This window comes from Glycomyces albidus (genome assembly GCF_009451885.1).
Taxonomy (GTDB): domain Bacteria; phylum Actinomycetota; class Actinomycetes; order Mycobacteriales; family Micromonosporaceae; genus Glycomyces; species Glycomyces albidus.
Window position 1 is genome coordinate 56,662 of the sequence record NZ_WIAO01000009.1, and the last position, 17,872, is coordinate 74,533.

Here is a 17,872-nt window from a genome sequence, read left to right on the forward strand (position 1 = left end):
CGGTCGCGTCAGCCGCCCGCCTGTTCGATCTCGCGCAGTTCGCGTTTGAGGTCGGCGATCTCGTCGCGGTAGGCCGCGGCCAGTTCGAAGCGCAGCTCCCGGGCGGCCGTGAGCATCTGCTCGTTGCGGTCGTCGATCTGCTGGAGGATCTCGGAGCGGACCTTGCCCGAGCCCTTGGTGTCGGCCGCCTTGCCGCGGACCGGCCGCTCGGCGGCGACGAGCTTCGCGGTCTCGGCCGCGGAGTCGTACAGGTCCTCCATGATGTCGCCGATGCGCTTGCGCAGCGGCTGCGGGTCGAGACCGTTCGCCTCGTTGTAGGCGACCTGCTTCTCGCGGCGCCGGTCGGTCTCCTCGAGGGCGGCCTTCATCGAGTCGGTGAGGTTGTCGGCGTACATCAGGACCGTGCCGGAGACGTTCCGGGCGGCCCGGCCGATGGTCTGGATCAGCGAGGTCGCCGAGCGCAGGAAGCCCTCCTTGTCGGCGTCGAGGATCGCCACCAGCGAGACCTCGGGCAGGTCGAGGCCCTCCCGGAGGAGGTTGATGCCGACGAGGACGTCGTAGTCGCCGCGGCGCAGCTCCCCCAGCAGCTCGATCCGGCGCAGCGTCTCGACCTCGGAGTGCAGGTACCGGACCCGGATCCCGTTGTCGAGGAAGTAGTCGGTGAGGTCCTCGGCCATCTTCTTGGTGAGGGTGGTCACCAGGACGCGCTCGTCCTTCTTGGCGCGCACGCGGATCTCGTGCATGAGGTCGTCGATCTGGCCCTTGGTGGGGCGGACCTCCACGTGCGGGTCGACCAGGCCGGTGGGGCGGATGACCTGCTCCACGAACTGGCCCTTGGTCTGCTCGAGCTCCCATTTGCCGGGGGTGGCCGACAGGTAGACCGACTGGCCGACGCGCTCGCGGAACTCGTCGAAGCGCAGCGGCCGGTTGTCCTGGGCGCTGGGGAGCCGGAAGCCGTGCTCGACCAGGTTGCGCTTGCGGGAGGCGTCGCCCTCGGACATCGCGCCGATCTGCGGGACGGTCTGGTGCGACTCGTCGATGATCGTGACGAAGTCCGGCGGAAAGTAGTCCAGGAGCGTGTGCGGCGGCGACCCGGCCGGGCGGCCGTCGATGTGGCGCGAGTAGTTCTCGATGCCGTTGCAGGTGCCGGTCTGCTTCATGTTCTCCAGGTCGAACACGGTGCGCATCCGCAGCCGCTGGGCCTCCAGGAGCTTCCCCTGGGACTCGAGCTCGGCGAGGCGCTCCTCGAGTTCGACCTCGATGTCGGCGATCGCGCGGGCCATGCGGGCGTCGCCGGTGGCGTAGTGCGAGCCGGGGAAGATCAGGACCCGGTCGACCTCGCGGATGACGTCGCCGGTGATCGGGTGCAGGTAGTAGAGCCGGTCGATCTCGTCGCCGAACATCTCGATGCGGATCGCCAGCTCCTCGTAGGCCGGGATGATCTCGATCGTGTCGCCGCGGACCCGGAAGGTGCCGCGGGTGAAGGCGACGTCGTTGCGGGCGTACTGGACGTCGACGAGCCGGCGCAGCAGCTTGTCGCGGTCCCACTCCTGCCCGACGCTGACCTCGGTGGCCTGCTCGAGGTACTCGGCGGGCGTGGCCAGGCCGTAGATCGCCGAGACCGTGGCGACCACCACGACGTCGCGGCGGGTCAGCAGCGAGTAGGTGGCGCGGTGGCGCAGGCGCTCGACCTCCTCGTTGATCGAGGCGTCCTTCTCGATGTAGGTGTCGGTCTGGGCGACGTACGCCTCGGGCTGGTAGTAGTCGTAGTACGAGACGTAGTACTCGACGGCGTTGTTCGGCAGCAGCTCGCGGAACTCCTTCGCGAGCTGCGCGGCGAGGGTCTTGTTGTGGGCCATCACCAGGGCCGGCCGCTGGAGCTTCTCGATCAGCCACGCGGACGTGGCCGACTTGCCGGTGCCGGTGGCGCCGAGCAGCACGACGTCGCGCTCGCCGCGGTCGATGCGATCGGCGAGCTCGGCGATCGCCGTCGGCTGGTCGCCGGACGGCTGGTAGTCGCTGACCACCTCGAAGCGCCCGTCGGCGCGGGGAATATCGAAAGCCACGGCTCAACGGTAGCGCCGGGGTCCGACAGCGCCCGGCTCCGGCGGTGACTTTTCGGGCCCCGACTCGTTGGTCCCTGCGTGAGCTCCACTACCTCGATTTCATTCAGATCGGCCCTGATGTGGGTCGTCGCCATCCTCGCCGCGGTCGCGGCGGCCGGCTGGTTCGCCGTCTCGTGCACCCCCGGCGGTTCGCAGGCCGAGCGGCCCGTCAGCGAGGAGGAGGCCGCGCTGCTGGCGGAGATGCGGCAGAAGAACCACGACGCCGAGCCCGTCGCGCTGCGCATGAGCCTGCCGGTCGGCGCCGAGACGCTCACCGTCGACGCCTACCTCGACTGGCAGGTCCCGATGGTCTACGCGCGGGTGCCGGACGGCAGCGGCGGGTTCACGCTGGCCCAGGCCATCCCGGGCCTCATCGCGACCCGCGCCGACGACGAGGCCGCGTTCGCGGAGGTTCGGGTCCCCGAGGACGGCTGGACGACCCGGGTGATGCTCTCGGGCACCGGGACCGAGCTCCAGACGACCCTGGACATCCTCGTGTCCTCGCTGTTCACGCTGACCGCCGCGGAGGCCGACGACCCGGCCGAGCTGGCCGAGAAGGCCACCTGGCGCGAGGAGGGGATCATCGACGGCGAAGCGGTCGACTCGTTCCGGGCCCCGATCATGGTGGAGATGGACGACGAGCCCGGGGGCGAGACCGCGGGCGCGGCCCCGGAGGCGCTGTACTCGCTCGACGCGGACGGGAACCTGCGCCGCTTCCAGGTCAACACGGGCGCCGAGAGCCTCTCGGCGGTGGACTTCCTGCGGGAGGTGCCCTTCGACGCCGCCGGGCTGGTGCCGATCGACCTGCTCGGCGGGCCGATGATCGAGCCGGCCGCCGTCGACGGGGACCTGGCCGGGACGATCGCCGAGGTGCGCTCCGAGAACTGGTCGGAGAGCGCCGAGGTGGAGCTGGCCGTCCCGGTCGGCGACGGCCGGGTCGCGACCGGGCACGGCTCGGTCGACTGGCGCACCATGACCGCGTACCTGCATGTGAGCGACGCGAGCGGGCAGCGGCTGCTGCTGGCGCGGCCCGGCGGGTTCGCGACGCTCGCGGTCGACGGCGGCGAGCTGCCGGAGACGCCGCCGGCGGAGGGATGGGAGGTCCACGAGCTCGACGACGAGGACGTCTCGGCGAGTTTCGGCCCGGTCGAGACGCTGGTGTACCGCCTGCTCGAGATGGCCGCCGAGGAGCCCGACGACGAGGAGGCGATCGCCGAGCAGGCGCGCCTGCTGCGTACCGACGGGACCGCGGACGAGCCGGTGTACGTGGTCGAGTTCCCGGTCAACGGCGACGCGCCCGCCCAGCCGGGCAGGTCCGCGTTCCGCTACCACGTCGCGGACGGGCGCCTCGCCGAAGTGGAGATGATGACCTACCACGGCGTCGGCAGCGCCGAGCTGTCCTCCGAGGACTATCCGATGGTGGCGGTCCCGTGGGAGCTCGAAGAGCAGATCGGCTGAGCCGCAATGCGATGCGCCGCGGGCCCGGTCGACCGACCGGGCCCGCGGCGCATCGCACGTTCGTGAACGGGTGGCGTCCCGTCGGTCCCCGCGGCGTGAGCGGACCGGGGCGCATGTCGGCCGTCAGACGGGCCGCTGCGCGTCCAGCTTGCTGAGCGCCGAGAACAGGTAGCCGCGGACCTCTTCGGGCAGTTCGCGGTTCTCGCCCCACTCGAGGAGCAGCTTGTACGCCGCGCGGACCTTCAGCATCGCCAGCTCGAAGGCCGCCTCGATCCGCCAGTACCAGGGGGTCTCCGGGGAGCGTGCGATCTGCCACAGGACCTCGACCGCCCGCTCCCGGTTCAGCGACGCCCACTGCTGGGCCGCCTGGATCCGGACCCGGAAGCCGACTTTGGCGCCGTCGGTGACGTCGGTGGCGAGGGCCTGGAGCGCCGCCTCCGCGTCGTAGGGTGCGCGGTCCTGCAGGGCGATCGCCGCATCGAGACGGCACTCGGCCGCCACGTCGGCGGCGAACGCGATCGCCAGAATCGCCCGGCTCCTGGTCACCGGCTCGTTGATGAGCTTCGCCGCCCGCAGCCGCATCAGCGAGTCGTTGGCGCTCTCCCGCGAGAACAGGTCGAGCGCGGCGAGCGCCTCGTCGGGGTTGCAGCGGCAGAACGTCTCCGCCATGCCGAACCGCTGGTCCTGGTCGAGCTTCCGGTCCTGGATGGCGTTGCGAAGCGTCCGCCTCGACGCGTCGTCCGAGGCGCGGCCGTGGGCGAGCGCGTGCACGGCGCGATCGCGCTCCTCGCGCGGCCGCCCGGAGCTGTGGATGATCGTCAGCGCTTCACGCTGCACGTCCTTCGGATCCCTGATCTGCGTGTCGACGTAACCGCATTCCGACCGGCCTGACCGCCTGCCGAGGCCGATCCGGCCGAGCACCCGGCCGCGGGCGCCGTGCCGGCGTTCTCGGCGGTTGCGGGCGATCTGCACGGTGAGCATGCCCAGGAACCCGACCGCGACGCAGGCCGCGACCTCGCCCGGCGACAAGGGGTTGCCCGATGCCCGGGCGCCCGCGATCGCGACCAGGGGAGCGGTGAGGCTCCCGAAGGACAGGGTCAGTTGCAGGCTGCCGCCCGGCCTGGCGGCGGGGGCGGAAGGAGCGGCTGAACCTTCTGGATTACCCATTGTGGTCGATTGCTTTCTCTGCTCGATTAAGCCGATGGGAGTCGGGGCCGGACTGCCGGAGTTCGCGACCCGAGGTGGGAAGGCCGCCCTCGAACGACATTCGAACACGACTTCTCATCGTAACAGAATCGGGCACTCGACCAGATAACCGCATTTCCGTCACTTCCGTGCTACGACCGGTGACAGGTCGGATGACCGGATACGCAACGGGACGAGTCGGCACAGCCGCGCGTGGCCAGTGCCGGGCGCCGTCGCACGGGCCGGACGAGACGGCACCGGGCCCGCGGCGTCGCCGCGGGCCCGGGTCACTCGGTATCGGACGCTCAGCAGAGCGGCGGCTGCCAGCCGTGCTCGGCCGCCCAGCGGTTCGCGCGGGGCCAGCCCTCGCGGTCGAACCAGGGCTCCTTGGCCTCGGCGTACTCGGTGACCGAGTCCGCCTTGGCCGCCAGCATGCCCTTGGCCTGGGCGTAGTCGGCCCGGGCCTGCGCGTCGGCGCGGAGCCAGTCGCGGAACAGCAGCGCGAACCGCTGCCCCGGGACGTCGATCGCGCGGAAGTGGACGTGCGCGATGTTGCCGGGATCGGCGTAGCCGTACAGGCGCTTCTCCCACTGCGCGATGTCCGGGTGCTCGGGCTTGGGCGAGTCGAACTGCACGCCGCCGAAGAAGCCGGCGTCGCCGAGCGAGTCGGCGAACGCGTCCACCACGTGCAGGGACACCACGGTCACCTGGATGTCGATGACGTCCTTGGCGGGCAGCCCGGCCACGGCCGTCGAACCGACATGGTCGATGCGGACGGCGCTGGGGCCCATGACGCGGCGCAGCCGCGCGGCCAGGTGCTCGAACCGGCGCGGCCAGGCCGGGTCGGACTCGACGAACTGGAGCTTCTCGGGCCGGCGCTCGGCCTGACCGTGCCGCAGGTTCTCCGCGAACGGCTTGATCCGCTCGTCCCACAGCAGGGCGACGCGCCGCTCGAGCTCGTGGACGTCGTGGCTGTTGTCGATGACGACGTCGCACACCTCGCGGCGCTCGGCGTCGGACGCCTGGGCGTCGATCCTTCGGAGGGCGTCGGCGCGGTCGAGACCGCGCGCGGCGAGCCGTTCGAGCCGGAGCTCTCGCGGCGCTTCCACGTCGATGTTGAGGTGGAAGCCGGGCGCCTGGCCGGTCTCGGCCAGGAGCGGAATGTCTTGGACGACGATGGCGTCGTCGGGCAGGGCATCGGTGAGCTCGCGGGCCCGGGCGCGGACGCGCGGGTGGACGATCGCCTCGAGCTCGGCCCTGGCGGGCGCGGACTCGAAGACGATCTTCGCGAGTTCGGCGCGGTCGAGCGAGCCCTCCGGGGTCAAGACCTCGGGGCCGAAGCGGGAGACCACCGCGGCGAGCCCCTCCGTGTTGGGGGCGACGACTTCGCGGGAGAGGGCGTCGGCGTCGATGACGCTCGCCCCGAGCTGCGACAGCTTCTTCGCGACCGTGCTCTTACCGGCTCCGATGCCACCGGTCAATGCGACTTTAAGCACATCTAAAACACTACCCGCCCCAGGCGAACAGCCTGGGACGGGCAGTGGTCTGTCAGTTTAAAGAGTGACAGGTGTTAGTTGCCGGCGAGCTTCTCGCGCAGAGCCGCGAGCGCCTCGTCGGTGGCCAGCGTGCCCTGGGGCTCCGCCGGGGCCGACTTCTTCTCGGAAGTGGCCTTCTTGGCACCCTTCTCACCCTTCGGGGCGGCTTCGCCCTCGGCGGGCTTGGCCGGAGCCTCGGTGATGACGCGCTCGGCGATCTGCGTACCGTGCTCCTCCCAGCGGGTGCGGGCCTGGGCGTACTGCCGCTCCCACTCCTCGCGGGCCTCGTCGAAGCCCTCCATCCACTCGCCGGTCTCCGAGTCGAAGCCCTCCGGGTAGATGTAGTTGCCCTGGTCGTCGTACTGCGCGGCCATGCCGTACAGCGTCGGGTCGAACTGCTCCTCGTTCTCGACGTAGGCCTCGTTGGCCTGCTTGAGCGAGAGGGAGATCCGACGGCGGTCCAGGTCGATGTCGATGACCTTGACCATGGCGTCGGAGCCGACCTTGACGACCTGCTCGGGCACCTCGACGTGGCGCTCGGCCAGCTCGGAGATGTGCACGAGGCCCTCGATGCCGTCCTCGACGCGGACGAACGCGCCGAACGGGACGAGCTTCGTGACCTTGCCGGGCACGATCTGGCCGATCGCGTGGGTGCGGGCGAACTGGCGCCACGGGTCTTCCTGGGTCGCCTTCAGCGACAGGGAGACGCGCTCGCGGTCCAGGTCCACCTCGAGGACCTCGACCTCGACCGGCTGACCGACCTCGACGACCTCGGACGGGTGGTCGATGTGCTTCCAGGACAGCTCCGAGACGTGGACCAGGCCGTCGACCCCGCCGAGGTCGACGAAGGCGCCGAAGTTCACGATCGAGGAGACCGTGCCCTTGCGGACCTGGCCCTTCGCGAGCTGGTGCAGGAACTCGGTGCGGACCTCGGACTGCGTCTGCTCGAGCCAGGCGCGGCGCGACAGGACCACGTTGTTGCGGTTCTTGTCGAGCTCGATGATCTTGGCTTCGAGCTCGCGGCCCACGTACGGCTGGAGGTCGCGCACGCGGCGCATCTCGACCAGCGACGCGGGCAGGAAGCCCCGGAGGCCGATGTCGAGGATGAGACCGCCCTTGACCACTTCGATGACCGAGCCGCGAACGACGCCGTCCTCGTCCTTGATCTTCTCGATGGTCCCCCAGGCACGCTCGTACTGGGCGCGCTTCTTGGAGAGGATCAGACGGCCTTCCTTGTCCTCCTTCTGGAGGACGAGGGCCTCAACGTGATCGCCCACAGACACTACGTCTTCAGGGTCGACGTCGTGCTTGATCGACAGCTCGCGCGAGGGGATGACGCCCTCGGTCTTGTAGCCGATGTCGAGCAGGACTTCATCCCGGTCGACCTTGACGACGGTACCTTCGACGATATCGCCGTCATTGAAGTATTTGATGGTCGCGTCGATCGCGGCGAGGAGTTCCTCGTCCGAGAAGGTTTCGTCGACCGTGGTGCTGTTCTCAGCGTTGCTCGAGGTGGCCTCGATGCTGCTCGTCATGTGGGCTGGTGCTCCGGATACGTATCATTCGTGGGCTCGCGCACGCCGCCTGGCCGGCCGCGCGCACTCGCGGTTCAATCCCGGGCCGCCCTTGCCGCCGGCGGCGTCCTGCTCCATTCTGAGGACGCGGACAAGCCCAGGCCAGTCCAGATTACCGTGCGCGATAATGCCGCGCCAGTCCGGGCCGGGGGCTGGTGTCGATCGACACCGCTAATGGGCAGCGGCTTCCCAGGATTCGCCGAAGCCGGCGGAGACCGTGAGCGGCACGGCGAGCGTGGCGGCGTTCGACATCTGCTCGCGCACGAGTGCTTCGAGCCGCTCCGCCTCACCGGGCGCGACCTCGCACACCAGCTCGTCGTGGACCTGGAGGAGCACCCGGGAGTCGAGCTTCTCCCTGCGCAGGGCCCGGTCGACGCCGAGCATCGCGGTCTTCATGATGTCGGCCGCGCTGCCCTGGATCGGGGCGTTCAGGGCGGCGCGCTCGGCGATCTCGCGCAGCTGCCGGTTGTCGGAGGTCAGGTCCGGGAAGTACCGGCGCCGGCCCATGATCGTCTCGGTGTACCCGGTCTTGCGGGCCTCCTCGACGACGCGGTGCAGGTAGTCGCGGACCTTCCCGAAGCGCGCGAAGTAGTCGTCGGAGAGCTGCTGGGCCTCCTGGGTGCTGATCCCGAGCTGCTGGCTGAGCCCGTACGGCGACAGGCCGTAGGCGAGCCCGTAGGACATGGCCTTGATCTTGCGGCGGTGCTCGTCGGTGACGGCGGCGGGTTCGACCGAGAAGACCTTCGCGGCCACGGCCCGGTGGATGTCCTCGCCGGCGATGAACGCGTCGATCAGGCCCTCGTCGCCGGTCAGGCTCGCCATGATCCGCATCTCGATCTGGCTGTAGTCGATCGTCATGAGCGACTCGAAGCCCTCGGAGACGACGAACCCGGCCCGGATCGCGCGGCCGGCCTCGGAGCGGACCGGGATGTTCTGCAAGTTCGGGTCGGCCGAGGACAGGCGACCCGTGGCGGCCACGGTCTGGTGGAACGTGGTGTGGATGCGCCCGTCGGGCTGGATCGTCGCGCGCAGCGTGGCGACGATCTGCTTGAGCTTCTCCACGTCGCGGAAGCGCAGAAGCTGCTCCAGGAGCGGGTGCCCGGTCTTCACCAGGAGCTGCTGGAGCGCCTCGGCGTTCGTCGTGTACCCGGTCTTGGTGCGCTTGGTCTTCGGCATCTTCAGCTCGTCGAAGAGGATCTCCTGGAGCTGCTTGGGCGAGCCGACGTTGAACGGGCGGCCCACGATCTCGTGGGCGCGCTCGGTGGCCTCCTTCGACTGGGCCGCGAACCCCGCCTCGATGTCGGCGAAATGGCCCTCGTCGGCGGCGATCCCGGTGATCTCCATGCGCGCGACGACGCCGATGACCGGGAACTCGAGCTCCGCGGCGAGCCGGGCCTGGTGGCGCTGCTCGAGCCGCTCGGCCTGCACGGCGGCGAGCTCCCCGACGACCGCGGCGGCCGAGCAGTCGGCCTGCACGCGGGCGATGTCGTCGGACATGTCCCCGTCCGGGCCGGCGAGCGCGCTGTCGCTGAACAGCGCGCCGTCGTCGACCGGGGTCATGGCCGCCTCGAGCTCGCGGCCCAGGTACTGCATCGCGAGGTCGCCGAGCGCGTACGAGCGCTGCTCGGGCTTGAGGAGGTACGCGGCGATCATCGTGTCGGCCTTGATCCCGGCCGGCTCGGGCCAGCCCGCGGCGTCGGCGCCCCACAGGAACGCCTTCGCGTCGTGCACGAGCTTCGGCTTCGCGGAGTCGGCGAGCCAGTCGACCCAGGTGCGCTCGTCCTCGGCGTCGAGCTGCGAGGGCTCGAACCACAGCGCCTGGCCGCCCTCGGCCAGCGCGATCGTGTCGAAGGAGCCGGCGCCCGAGGCGAACTGGCCGGTGAAGGCGATGGCGACGTCGCCTTCGCGGGCGGCGAGCCACACGTCGAGGCCGCCGGGCACGAGCGCGGCGGACTCGAGCTGCGGGGTCTCGGCGACGGGCGCGACGGCGGCGCCGACGGCCTTCTCGGGCAGGTTGGCGTTGAGGCGCTCGCCGAGCGCGCGGAACTGGAGGGCGTCGAAGAGGCGGTTGGTCTCGGTGACGTCCCAGCCGCGCCATTCGAGGTCGGGGATGGCGCGGTCGAGTTCGACGTCCTTGACCAGGCAGTTGAGGCGGTAGTTGCGCAGGACCCCGTCGAGGTTGTCGCGCAGGCTCTGCCCGGCCTTGCCGGTGATCTCGTCGGCTTTGGCGACGAGGCCGTCGAGGGAGCCGTACTTGGCGATCCACTTGGCGGCGGTCTTGGGGCCGACGCCGGGAACGCCGGGGAGGTTGTCGGCCTTCTCCCCCACGAGCGCGGCGAGGTCGCGGTAGCGCTCGGGGGTGACGCCGTACTTCTCCTCGACGGCGGCGGGCGTGTAGCGGGCGAGCTCGGTGACGCCTTTCACCGGGTAGAGGAGGGTCACGGTGTCGTTGACGAGCTGGATGGCGTCGCGGTCGCCCGAGGAGATGAGCGTGTCGAGCCCTGCGGCCTCGCTCTGGGAGGCGAGGGTGGCGATGATGTCGTCGGCCTCGTAGGACTGCTTGGTGAGCCAGGGGATCCCGAAGGCGTCCAGGAGCTGCTGGATGATCGGGATCTGGCTCTTGAAGTCCTCGGGGGTCTCGCCGCGCCCGTCCTTGTACGCGGGGTACTCCTCGGTGCGGAAGGACTGGCGGGAGACGTCGAAGGCGACCGCAACGTGGGTGGGCTCCTCGGCCTTGAGCAGGTTGATGAGCATCGAGGCGAAGCCGTAGACGGCGTTGGTCACCTGGCCGTCGTCGGTGGCGAACTTCTCCGCGGGCAGGGCGAAGAACGCGCGGAAGGCCATCGAATGGCCGTCGATCAGGAGCAGGCGGGATTGCGAAGCGGTCACGCTCCCGAGCCTATCGAGTGGGTCCGACAGGATCGGGGGAAGGCGTGGCCCGGACGCGCGGCGGGCCCGCGACCGGTGCGGTCGCGGGCCCGTTCGCTGCGGGTCGCCTACTCGGCTTCCTGGGCTTCCTTCTGCTCGGCCTCGGCGATGACGCGCTCGGCGACGGCGCGCATGGAGAGCCGGTGGTCCATCGCGGCGCGCTGGATCCAGCGGAACGCGTCGGGCTCGGCCATGCCGTACTGGGTCATGAGGAGGCCCTTGGCGCGGTCGACGAGCTTGCGGACCTCGAGGCGCTCGGTGAGGTTCGCGACCTCCTTCTCGAGGGCGGTCATCTCGGCGAAGCGCGTGAGGGAGAGTTCGATCGCGGGGACCAGGTCGGACTTCTGGAAGGGCTTCACGAGGTAGGCCATGGCCCCGGCGGACTGGGCCCGGCTGATCAGGTCGCGCTGCGAGAAGGCGGTGAGGATCACGACCGGCGCGATGCGCGCGGACACGATCTTCTCGGCGGCCTGGAGTCCGTCCATGATCGGCATCTGGATGTCGCAGATCACCAGATCGGGCTGGTGCTCCTGGGCGAGGCGGACGGCGGCTTCACCGTCGGCGGCCTCGGCGACGACCTCATAGCCTTCCTCGGTGAGCATCTCGGCCAGGTCGAGGCGGATGAGCCCCTCGTCTTCGGCGATGAGCACGCGCTTGCGCGGCTCCTCGGCGGCCTTGCTCGTCATGCGGGTCCGTACCTTTCATGCGCGTCTGGACGGTGCGGCGTGCTGAATCGAGGCACGTCCGGACGCTAGCTTAGCCGCCGCGTGTTACGTCCGCACGTTCCTATGCCGAGCGTTTCGGACGGCAGGGCCGAAACGTGAGACGCGCTACCCGTCAGGCGGTGTGCTCCGGCGTGTTGGCCATGAGGGCGTCGAGCAACGGGATCTCGGCGAGCTGCTCGGGTTTGAGCCGGTCTTTGTGGAGTCCGTGGGGCCGGCGGGTGCGCGGGCAGGGGATGATCCGGGTCGGGGTGACGATGAGGTCGACGCGGAAGTCGTGCGGCTCCTCGGGAAGGGCCTCGTCGAGGATCTGGAGGTCGTGGACGGTGGTGGCGATGACGGTGTCGTCGTCGATGAGCCCGGCCTGGGTGAGCATTCCGTACTCGATGTCGGCGTAGCCGCGGCCCTTGCCGATGCGGGCGCCGTCGCGGTTGACCGCGACCGATCCGGAGACGACCAGGTCGAGGCGTTGCATGGCCTCGGCGCCGACGAGGAGGCTGTGGGCCTCGGCGGCGTCGCGGGTCGCGGCCTCGTCCGGGGTGTAGCTGGGCAGCAACGAGTTCAGCAGGTAGAACGGCTGGTCGAGGGCGAGCCTCGGGACGGCCATGTAGGTGGCTTTGGAGGCGGCCAGCGCGAGCGCGCGGACCGGCTGCTGGGCGCGGTCGGGGTTGGCTTTGACGGCGTTCGCGGTGCGCCACTGGTCGGTCGAGGCGAGCAGCGCGGCGGCGTCCGCGGCGCCTTCGAAGGCGGGTATGCGCCCGTGCGGGTCGCCCTCGACGGCGCCTTCGCGCTCGAGCAGCGACCAGACGCGGTGCCGGATCTCGTCCTTTGCTTGCGCCGACGACATTGCGGTCTCCTCGTGGCGTCCAGGGGTGTCGGCGTCAAGGCTGCCACACCTCCACAGTGCCCGTCACCCTCCGGTCGCGCGCCGGCGCCGATACCGGGTTGCCGCCGCCGCGGGGGCGGTGCGAGGCTCTCGGGATGAAAATGCACGAGGACCAGCTCACCGTTCACGTTGACGTTGTCCGCGAGTTGATCGACGCCCAGTTCCCGCGGTGGCGGGGGCTGCCGGTGACGCCGGTGGAGTCGCAGGGGACGGTGAACGCGATCTTCCGCGTGGGCGAGGGTCTGGCGGCGCGGTTCCCGCTCCGCCCGGACGACCCGGCGGCGGTGCGGCGCATGCTCGAGTCGGAGGCCGAGGCGGCCCGGGAGCTGCTGGGGTGCACCAGGTTTCCGACGCCGGAGCCGCGCGCGATCGGCGAGCCGGGCGCGGGGTATCCGCTGCCGTGGTCGGTGCAGACGTGGGTGCCGGGCGCGACGGCGAGCGAGGCCGATCCCGGACCGTCCAAGGGGTTCGCCCGGGACCTGGCGGAGTTCGTCCTCGGCGTCAGGACGATCCCGACCGGGGGCCGCGCCTTCGCGGGCGGCGGCCGCGGGGGCGAGATCCTCGCCCACGAGCCGTGGATGGAGACGTGCTTCGAGAACAGCGAGGGCCTGCTGGACGTGCGGCTCATGCGCCGCCTGTGGGAGGGGATGCGGGACCTGCCTCGCGGGGCCGACCCTGACGTGATGAGCCATCGCGACCTGGTCCCGGGGAACGTGCTCGTGCGCGGCGACCGCCTCGCCGGCGTCCTCGACGTGGGCGGTCTCGGCCCGGCGGACCCGGCCCTGGACCTCATCGGCGCGTGGCACCTGCTCGACGCCGGCCCGCGCATGATCTTCCGGGGGCTGATGGGCTGCAGCGACATCGAGTGGGCGCGCGGACGCGCGTGGGCGTTCATCCAGGCGATGGGCGCGGTCTGGTACTACGTCGACTCCAACCCGGAGATGAGCCGCTGGGCGATGCGCACGCTGGCCCGGGTCACCGTGGAGGCGGTGTGATGGTCCACCGGTGACCGCGGCCCGATCCGACCGGTGCTCGACGCGTCCGCCCGCTGAATCGGATTTCCCTTGCCTGCGTTCGCCCGGCGGTGCGAGACTGCCGGGATGACTGCGACAGACGCGACCGTCACGGCCCTGCTCGCCGAACTCGGCGAGACGTGGGAGACCGTCGAGAAGATCAGTGCGGCCCGGGAACGGCTCATCGCGGACCTGCCCGGCTGGCACCTTCCGGCCGCGTACGGGATCGCCACGGTCGACGGCGAGGGCGCGTTGGCCTTCGCCCGCACCAACGTCGGCGTGCACCCGCTGCCGGCCGCGGTCATGGCGACCGTCCTCGGCCACACGGGCGAGTCGGGCTCGTACGCCCTCGACGCGACGTCGCTCGGCCTGATGATCCGGCTCCTGTCGCCCGCCGAGGCGTGCACGGCCTACGACCACCCGAACCTGGCGGCCTGGCGCGAGGTCCAGAAGACCGTGGAAGCCGGCGGCACGGCGCTCGCGGTCTTCCTCAAGGACCTGGACTACTCCGGCGACGACCCGGCCGTCCGCGCCCTCCGGGACATCGCGGTGCAAGAGGCCGCCGATGGCCGGTGACGGCCCGCGGAACTCAGCCGGGACCTCCCCTCAAGCAAGCGTTTCTTCGGACTCGGGCTTGCAGCGGCCTGAGGGTCAGCGTCGATGGCGACCTGGTGGTGGGTGGTGTACCGGTCGATTGACTGGCACTTTCACCAACCGTCTGTAATCGCGGCGGTTCTCTACGACAATCGATCTCGGCGTCAACGGGCCCGTCGACGCCCGGCTCGAAGTACCGGAGACACCATGACCTACCAGATCGGCTACCTCGTCGGCAGCCTCGCTACAGGCTCGATCAACCGCACGCTGTCGAAGGCGCTCATCGCTCTGGCACCCGACGACCTCGAGTTCACCGAGATCCCCATCGGCGATCTTCCGCTCTACAGCTGGGACTACGACGCCGACTTCCCACCTGAGGGCAGGCGGTTCAAGGAGGGCATCGAGTCCTCGGACGGGCTGCTGTTCGTCTCCCCGGAGTACAACCGGTCGATCCCCGGGGCGCTGAAGAACGCCATCGACTGGGGCTCGCGTCCGTGGGGACAGAACTCCTTCGCCCGCAAACCCACCGGCATCATCGGCGCCTCACCGGGCGGCGTCGGGACGGCGGTGATGCAGTCGTCGATGCGCAGTGTGCTGAGCTTCCTCGATGCGCCGCAGCTCAACGCCCCCGAGGCGTACATCACGTACTCGCCGGATGACTTCGGCGAGGACGGGTCGGTGACGAACGAGAGCACCGCCAAATTCCTGCGCCACTATATGGAGGAGTACTGCGCTTTCGTACAGCGAGTCTTGGCCGCCAACGCCCCCGGGCACATCGGCGACAGCGATCCCGCCTCGACCAAATAGGCGTGTCGGATCCCTGCAGTCCGGTTTCAGCGGCTCACGCCGCGTCGTGTGCGAACTGCTCCTGCTGACCGGGTTCGAAATCGAGGATCGTCTCGCGTCCCCACGAATCGTGCTTCGGGACCCTCATGCACCACCTCGGGTGGCGCAGCACAACGGTTGTGCGGATGAACGTACCGTGCCTGTCCCGACCGCCCGGCATGCGCGAGGCTGATTCAGTGCTTGCAGGATTCCGGCACACACGCCTTGTTCGGGGCGATCACACCGGAGGCGACCCTCGCCGACCAGGGCCGCTGACGCGCCAGGCCGGGCCCCGACCGCCCCGAGGCCCCGGCCGGGTATCATTCACACCGGCCCCGCCCCGACCGGCGGGAGCCCGGCCCGGTATTCCAACTGGCAGAGAAGACGGATTCAAAACCCGTACAGTGTGGGTTCGAATCCCACCCGGGCTACTTTCCCCGCCCCAGGTCATGGAGCCAAATCGGCATCTACCTGGGGTTTCTCTTTGCCTCCGGAATCGCCAGGGTCACACCGGGGCACCCAGGTTTTTCCACTATTCCCCCCAGATTCACCCCCGACAGGATGTCCTCCACCGCGGGGCAGTGTCGTCCTCCACCCCCGGCGGCAAGTGCCCGTGCGTGTCCGACGCGACCTTGATCGACTGCTCATCGACGCCTTGGATCGGACGCCCGCCGACCCCGGCCGGTGCTCAGGCGCGGAAGCGGGCCCCACTTCCTCGGCGTTGCCCTCGCATTTCCAGCTCCCGGTGTTGGTGTTCACCGCGACCGGCCTGCACCTGCGGTGTTTTTCGAACACTCCGGAGCGCGCGGCTCATGAGAACGCCATCCGGGTCGTTGGGTTGTCGCGCTGACGATTGCGCTGCAACGACCGGCGAACCGCTTGGAGGAAACCGAGAAAATACGAGAGCGATGCGGGTGGAAGGCAGGGATTGATTGTAGGAACGCTACAACGATGGCGCGATTTCGGTAGTGGAACGCTTGCGCTTGGTTGCGACACTGCCCTCATGAACACGACACAGCAGACCGCTGCTTCAAGGGGCGTCGCGCCCGCCATCGCCTGGGGGCTTGCCCCTGTCGGATGGTTCTTCCTGCTCATGGGCTGGCTCTTCATGGACGCCGACCTGTCCGGCCCGGTCCAGACCGGACTCGGCATCGCGATCCTGGTCTTGCCCGTGCCGTGGCTGCTCTGGGCGTCCTGGCGGATGCCGCGGCCGCAGGTGCGGACGTACCTCGCCGAAGGTGGCGCGCTGGCCGCGTTGCTGCTCTCGCTGTTCGTCACCGCCGTGTACTTCCTACTCGGAGCCGATCCGACCGAGACAGCGCCGCTGGGCTTCACCGTTGCGTACGTCGCCGCCGCGGCAGTGCTCATCGCGGCCGCCTGGCCCCTGCCGGGCCGGCGCATCGCTTACGGCGTGCCCGCGTTGGGATGCGCGATCTTCGCGATCAGTGTTCAGGTGCCGCAGTGGAGGAACGGCGCGCACATGGGCTCGAAGCTCGCCATCGCGGACGAGGTGCTGCTGAACATCCTCCTGGGCGAGATCGTCCTGGGAGCCGTCCTCCAAATTGCTCGGTGGCTGCTCGGGAAGCGCCGAGCCGTCTGAGTGGATCGAAGGCCTGGACCGCGCCAGCGGTTCCGGCCTTCCGGGAAGGCTCGGGCGCACGCGCAGCGGCCCCAGGGCGTTGGCCCCGTGTGAGCTGTCCTGTGCCGCGTTCCGGTTGCCGCCAAGGGGGACGCCCGAGTTGTATCGTTGTTGCCACCCCACGTCCCCCGGCTCGGACAAGGAGCACACTCGATGACCATCCCCGACCCCGGCGGTATGACCGGACCGCTCGATCAGGTCATGGCCGCCGCCAAACGCGTCCAGGAGATCCAGAACGGGGACGCCGAGGCTGAGCCGATCGTCGCGGAGGCGGCCGAGGGCATGGTGACCGTGTCGGTGAAACCGCCGGGGACGGCCGAGGTGTCGATCAAGCCGGTCGCGATGCGGTTGGGCTCCGAGGCCTTGTCCGAGCAGATCACCCTCGCGGTCAACGAGGCGTACGCCGCGCTGCGGGAGCGGGCCGGCGCGGGTGCGGCCGTGGACTTGGAGGAGCTGAACGAGCAGCTGGCGGAGATCCAGCGCGAGGGAGCCGCGAGGTTGTCGTCCTTCCTGGACGGGATCATGGCCGCGCACTCGCGCGCCGAGCAGCGGGAGGAGCGGTAGCCATGGCGGCCGGATTCTCGGTGCAGCCGGAGAAGTTCGAGGAGGCCGCCGAGGGACTGCAGTCCCACGGCCAGGACCTCGCCGCCGTCTGGGAGGGATTCAAGGGCCAGGTCGAATCGATCACCGAAGCCTCGGGCGGGGACGAGATCGGCGGGCTGATCATGGAGATCCACAACGTGATCCTCGGGGCGTTCGAGGAGTCGATCACGGTGTGCGCCGACGAGCTCGCCAACGCCGGCGCCGACCTCAAGGAGTGGGCCACGGCCCATGCTGAAGGCGATGAGGCGGTCGCGAAGATCTTCCAGCAGCTCCTCGACGGCCTGGGCGGGTAGCGGATGGTCATCAATCTGCCGCCCGCGCTGGGCGAGATCTTGAACATGTGCGGCGTCGACTGGCCGATGTCGAACGAGGACATGCTGTTCCAGATCGGGGAGGCCTGGATGGGCCTGCCCGACCAGGTCGGCCAGGTCCTGTCGGGGGTGGGCGAGCAGGGCGCGAAAGTCTGGGACGAGAACATCGGCGAGGCGGTCGAGGCGTTCACGGCCTGGTGGAACGGGGAGGACGGGCCGGCGACGGTGCTGTCCGAGGGCACGATCGGGATGTACTTGACCGGTGCGGGGATGATGATCTGCGCCGCGATCGTCTTGGCGCTCAAGATCGCCTGCATCGTCCAATTGGCGATCCTCGCCGTCCAGATCGCCGCGGCGATCGCGGCCGCGGCGGCGACGATGGGGATCGCGGGAGCGGCGCTGCCGGCCATCTACGCGATCGGCCGCGAGATCCTCATGAACCTGGTCCAAGAAGCCGTCATGCGGCTGCTGATGTAGAAGGGCCGCACCACTCC

Annotated in this window: 15 protein-coding genes and 1 tRNA gene; 9 read left to right on the plus strand and 7 right to left on the minus strand. The window is 69.9% G+C overall.

Features of this window, described 5'->3' with window-relative positions; translation table 11 throughout:
* Positions 1-8 precede the first annotated feature (8 nt).
* A complete protein-coding gene (uvrB, locus tag GFD30_RS09705) occupies positions 9-2,066 on the minus strand; it encodes an excinuclease ABC subunit UvrB (protein ID WP_322633118.1) in 2,058 nt (685 codons plus the stop codon).
* 117 nt (positions 2,067-2,183) lie between these two features.
* Here uvrB and GFD30_RS09710 point away from each other — a divergent pair, with 117 nt between their 5' ends.
* A complete protein-coding gene (locus GFD30_RS09710; protein ID WP_153024988.1) occupies positions 2,184-3,563 on the plus strand; it encodes a hypothetical protein in 1,380 nt (459 codons plus the stop codon).
* A 123-nt stretch (positions 3,564-3,686) separates the two neighbouring features.
* Here GFD30_RS09710 and GFD30_RS09715 read toward each other — a convergent pair whose 3' ends face one another.
* The 6 genes from GFD30_RS09715 to GFD30_RS09740 form a co-directional block, all read right to left on the minus strand.
* Positions 3,687-4,730: a hypothetical protein gene (locus GFD30_RS09715; RefSeq protein WP_153024989.1), complete on the minus strand. Its 1,044-nt coding sequence runs from the start codon at positions 4,728-4,730 to the stop codon at positions 3,687-3,689.
* Between the two features lie 323 nt (positions 4,731-5,053).
* Positions 5,054-6,244: a dephospho-CoA kinase gene (gene coaE, locus GFD30_RS09720; RefSeq protein WP_322633119.1), complete on the minus strand. Its 1,191-nt coding sequence runs from the start codon at positions 6,242-6,244 to the stop codon at positions 5,054-5,056.
* A gap of 74 nt (positions 6,245-6,318) precedes the next feature.
* On the minus strand, positions 6,319-7,818 hold the full coding sequence (gene rpsA / locus GFD30_RS09725; RefSeq protein ID WP_153024991.1) for a 30S ribosomal protein S1: 1,500 nt from the start codon (positions 7,816-7,818) through the stop codon (positions 6,319-6,321).
* Between the two features lie 210 nt (positions 7,819-8,028).
* On the minus strand, positions 8,029-10,746 hold the full coding sequence (polA, locus tag GFD30_RS09730) for a DNA polymerase I (RefSeq protein ID WP_322633120.1): 2,718 nt from the start codon (positions 10,744-10,746) through the stop codon (positions 8,029-8,031).
* A gap of 107 nt (positions 10,747-10,853) precedes the next feature.
* Positions 10,854-11,471, minus strand: coding sequence for an ANTAR domain-containing response regulator (locus tag GFD30_RS09735; protein WP_153024992.1), 618 nt, complete (start codon positions 11,469-11,471; stop codon positions 10,854-10,856).
* A 151-nt stretch (positions 11,472-11,622) separates the two neighbouring features.
* Positions 11,623-12,354, minus strand: a complete 732-nt coding sequence (locus tag GFD30_RS09740; RefSeq protein ID WP_153024993.1) for a 5-formyltetrahydrofolate cyclo-ligase — start codon at positions 12,352-12,354, stop codon at positions 11,623-11,625.
* A gap of 140 nt (positions 12,355-12,494) precedes the next feature.
* On the opposite strand from GFD30_RS09740, the gene GFD30_RS09745 reads away from it, so the two are divergent.
* The 8 genes from GFD30_RS09745 to GFD30_RS09780 all read left to right on the plus strand — a co-directional run bounded on the left by GFD30_RS09745 (position 12,495) and on the right by GFD30_RS09780 (position 17,855).
* Entirely contained in the window at positions 12,495-13,388 is an 894-nt protein-coding gene (locus GFD30_RS09745) for an aminoglycoside phosphotransferase family protein (protein WP_153025074.1), read from the plus strand.
* A gap of 105 nt (positions 13,389-13,493) precedes the next feature.
* Positions 13,494-13,982 (plus strand): hypothetical protein, encoded by a 489-nt coding sequence (locus GFD30_RS09750; RefSeq protein ID WP_153024994.1) that lies wholly within the window; start codon positions 13,494-13,496, stop codon positions 13,980-13,982.
* Between the two features lie 225 nt (positions 13,983-14,207).
* Entirely contained in the window at positions 14,208-14,807 is a 600-nt protein-coding gene (locus GFD30_RS09755) for an NADPH-dependent FMN reductase (RefSeq protein ID WP_153024995.1), read from the plus strand.
* A gap of 375 nt (positions 14,808-15,182) precedes the next feature.
* Positions 15,183-15,256, plus strand: a tRNA-Leu gene (locus GFD30_RS09760).
* A 572-nt stretch (positions 15,257-15,828) separates the two neighbouring features.
* Positions 15,829-16,425: a hypothetical protein gene (locus GFD30_RS09765; RefSeq protein WP_153024996.1), complete on the plus strand. Its 597-nt coding sequence runs from the start codon at positions 15,829-15,831 to the stop codon at positions 16,423-16,425.
* A 192-nt stretch (positions 16,426-16,617) separates the two neighbouring features.
* Positions 16,618-17,028 carry a YbaB/EbfC family nucleoid-associated protein gene (locus tag GFD30_RS09770; RefSeq protein WP_153024997.1) on the plus strand — a complete coding sequence of 137 codons (411 nt, stop codon included), beginning with the start codon at positions 16,618-16,620 and terminating at the stop codon, positions 17,026-17,028.
* Between the two features lie 2 nt (positions 17,029-17,030).
* The gene (locus GFD30_RS09775; protein ID WP_153024998.1) at positions 17,031-17,360 is read left to right on the plus strand and encodes a hypothetical protein; all 330 of its coding nucleotides are present in this window, start codon (positions 17,031-17,033) and stop codon (positions 17,358-17,360) included.
* Positions 17,361-17,363: 3 nt separating this feature from the next.
* Positions 17,364-17,855, plus strand: coding sequence for a WXG100-like domain-containing protein (locus GFD30_RS09780; RefSeq protein WP_153024999.1), 492 nt, complete (start codon positions 17,364-17,366; stop codon positions 17,853-17,855).
* Positions 17,856-17,872 lie beyond the last annotated feature (17 nt).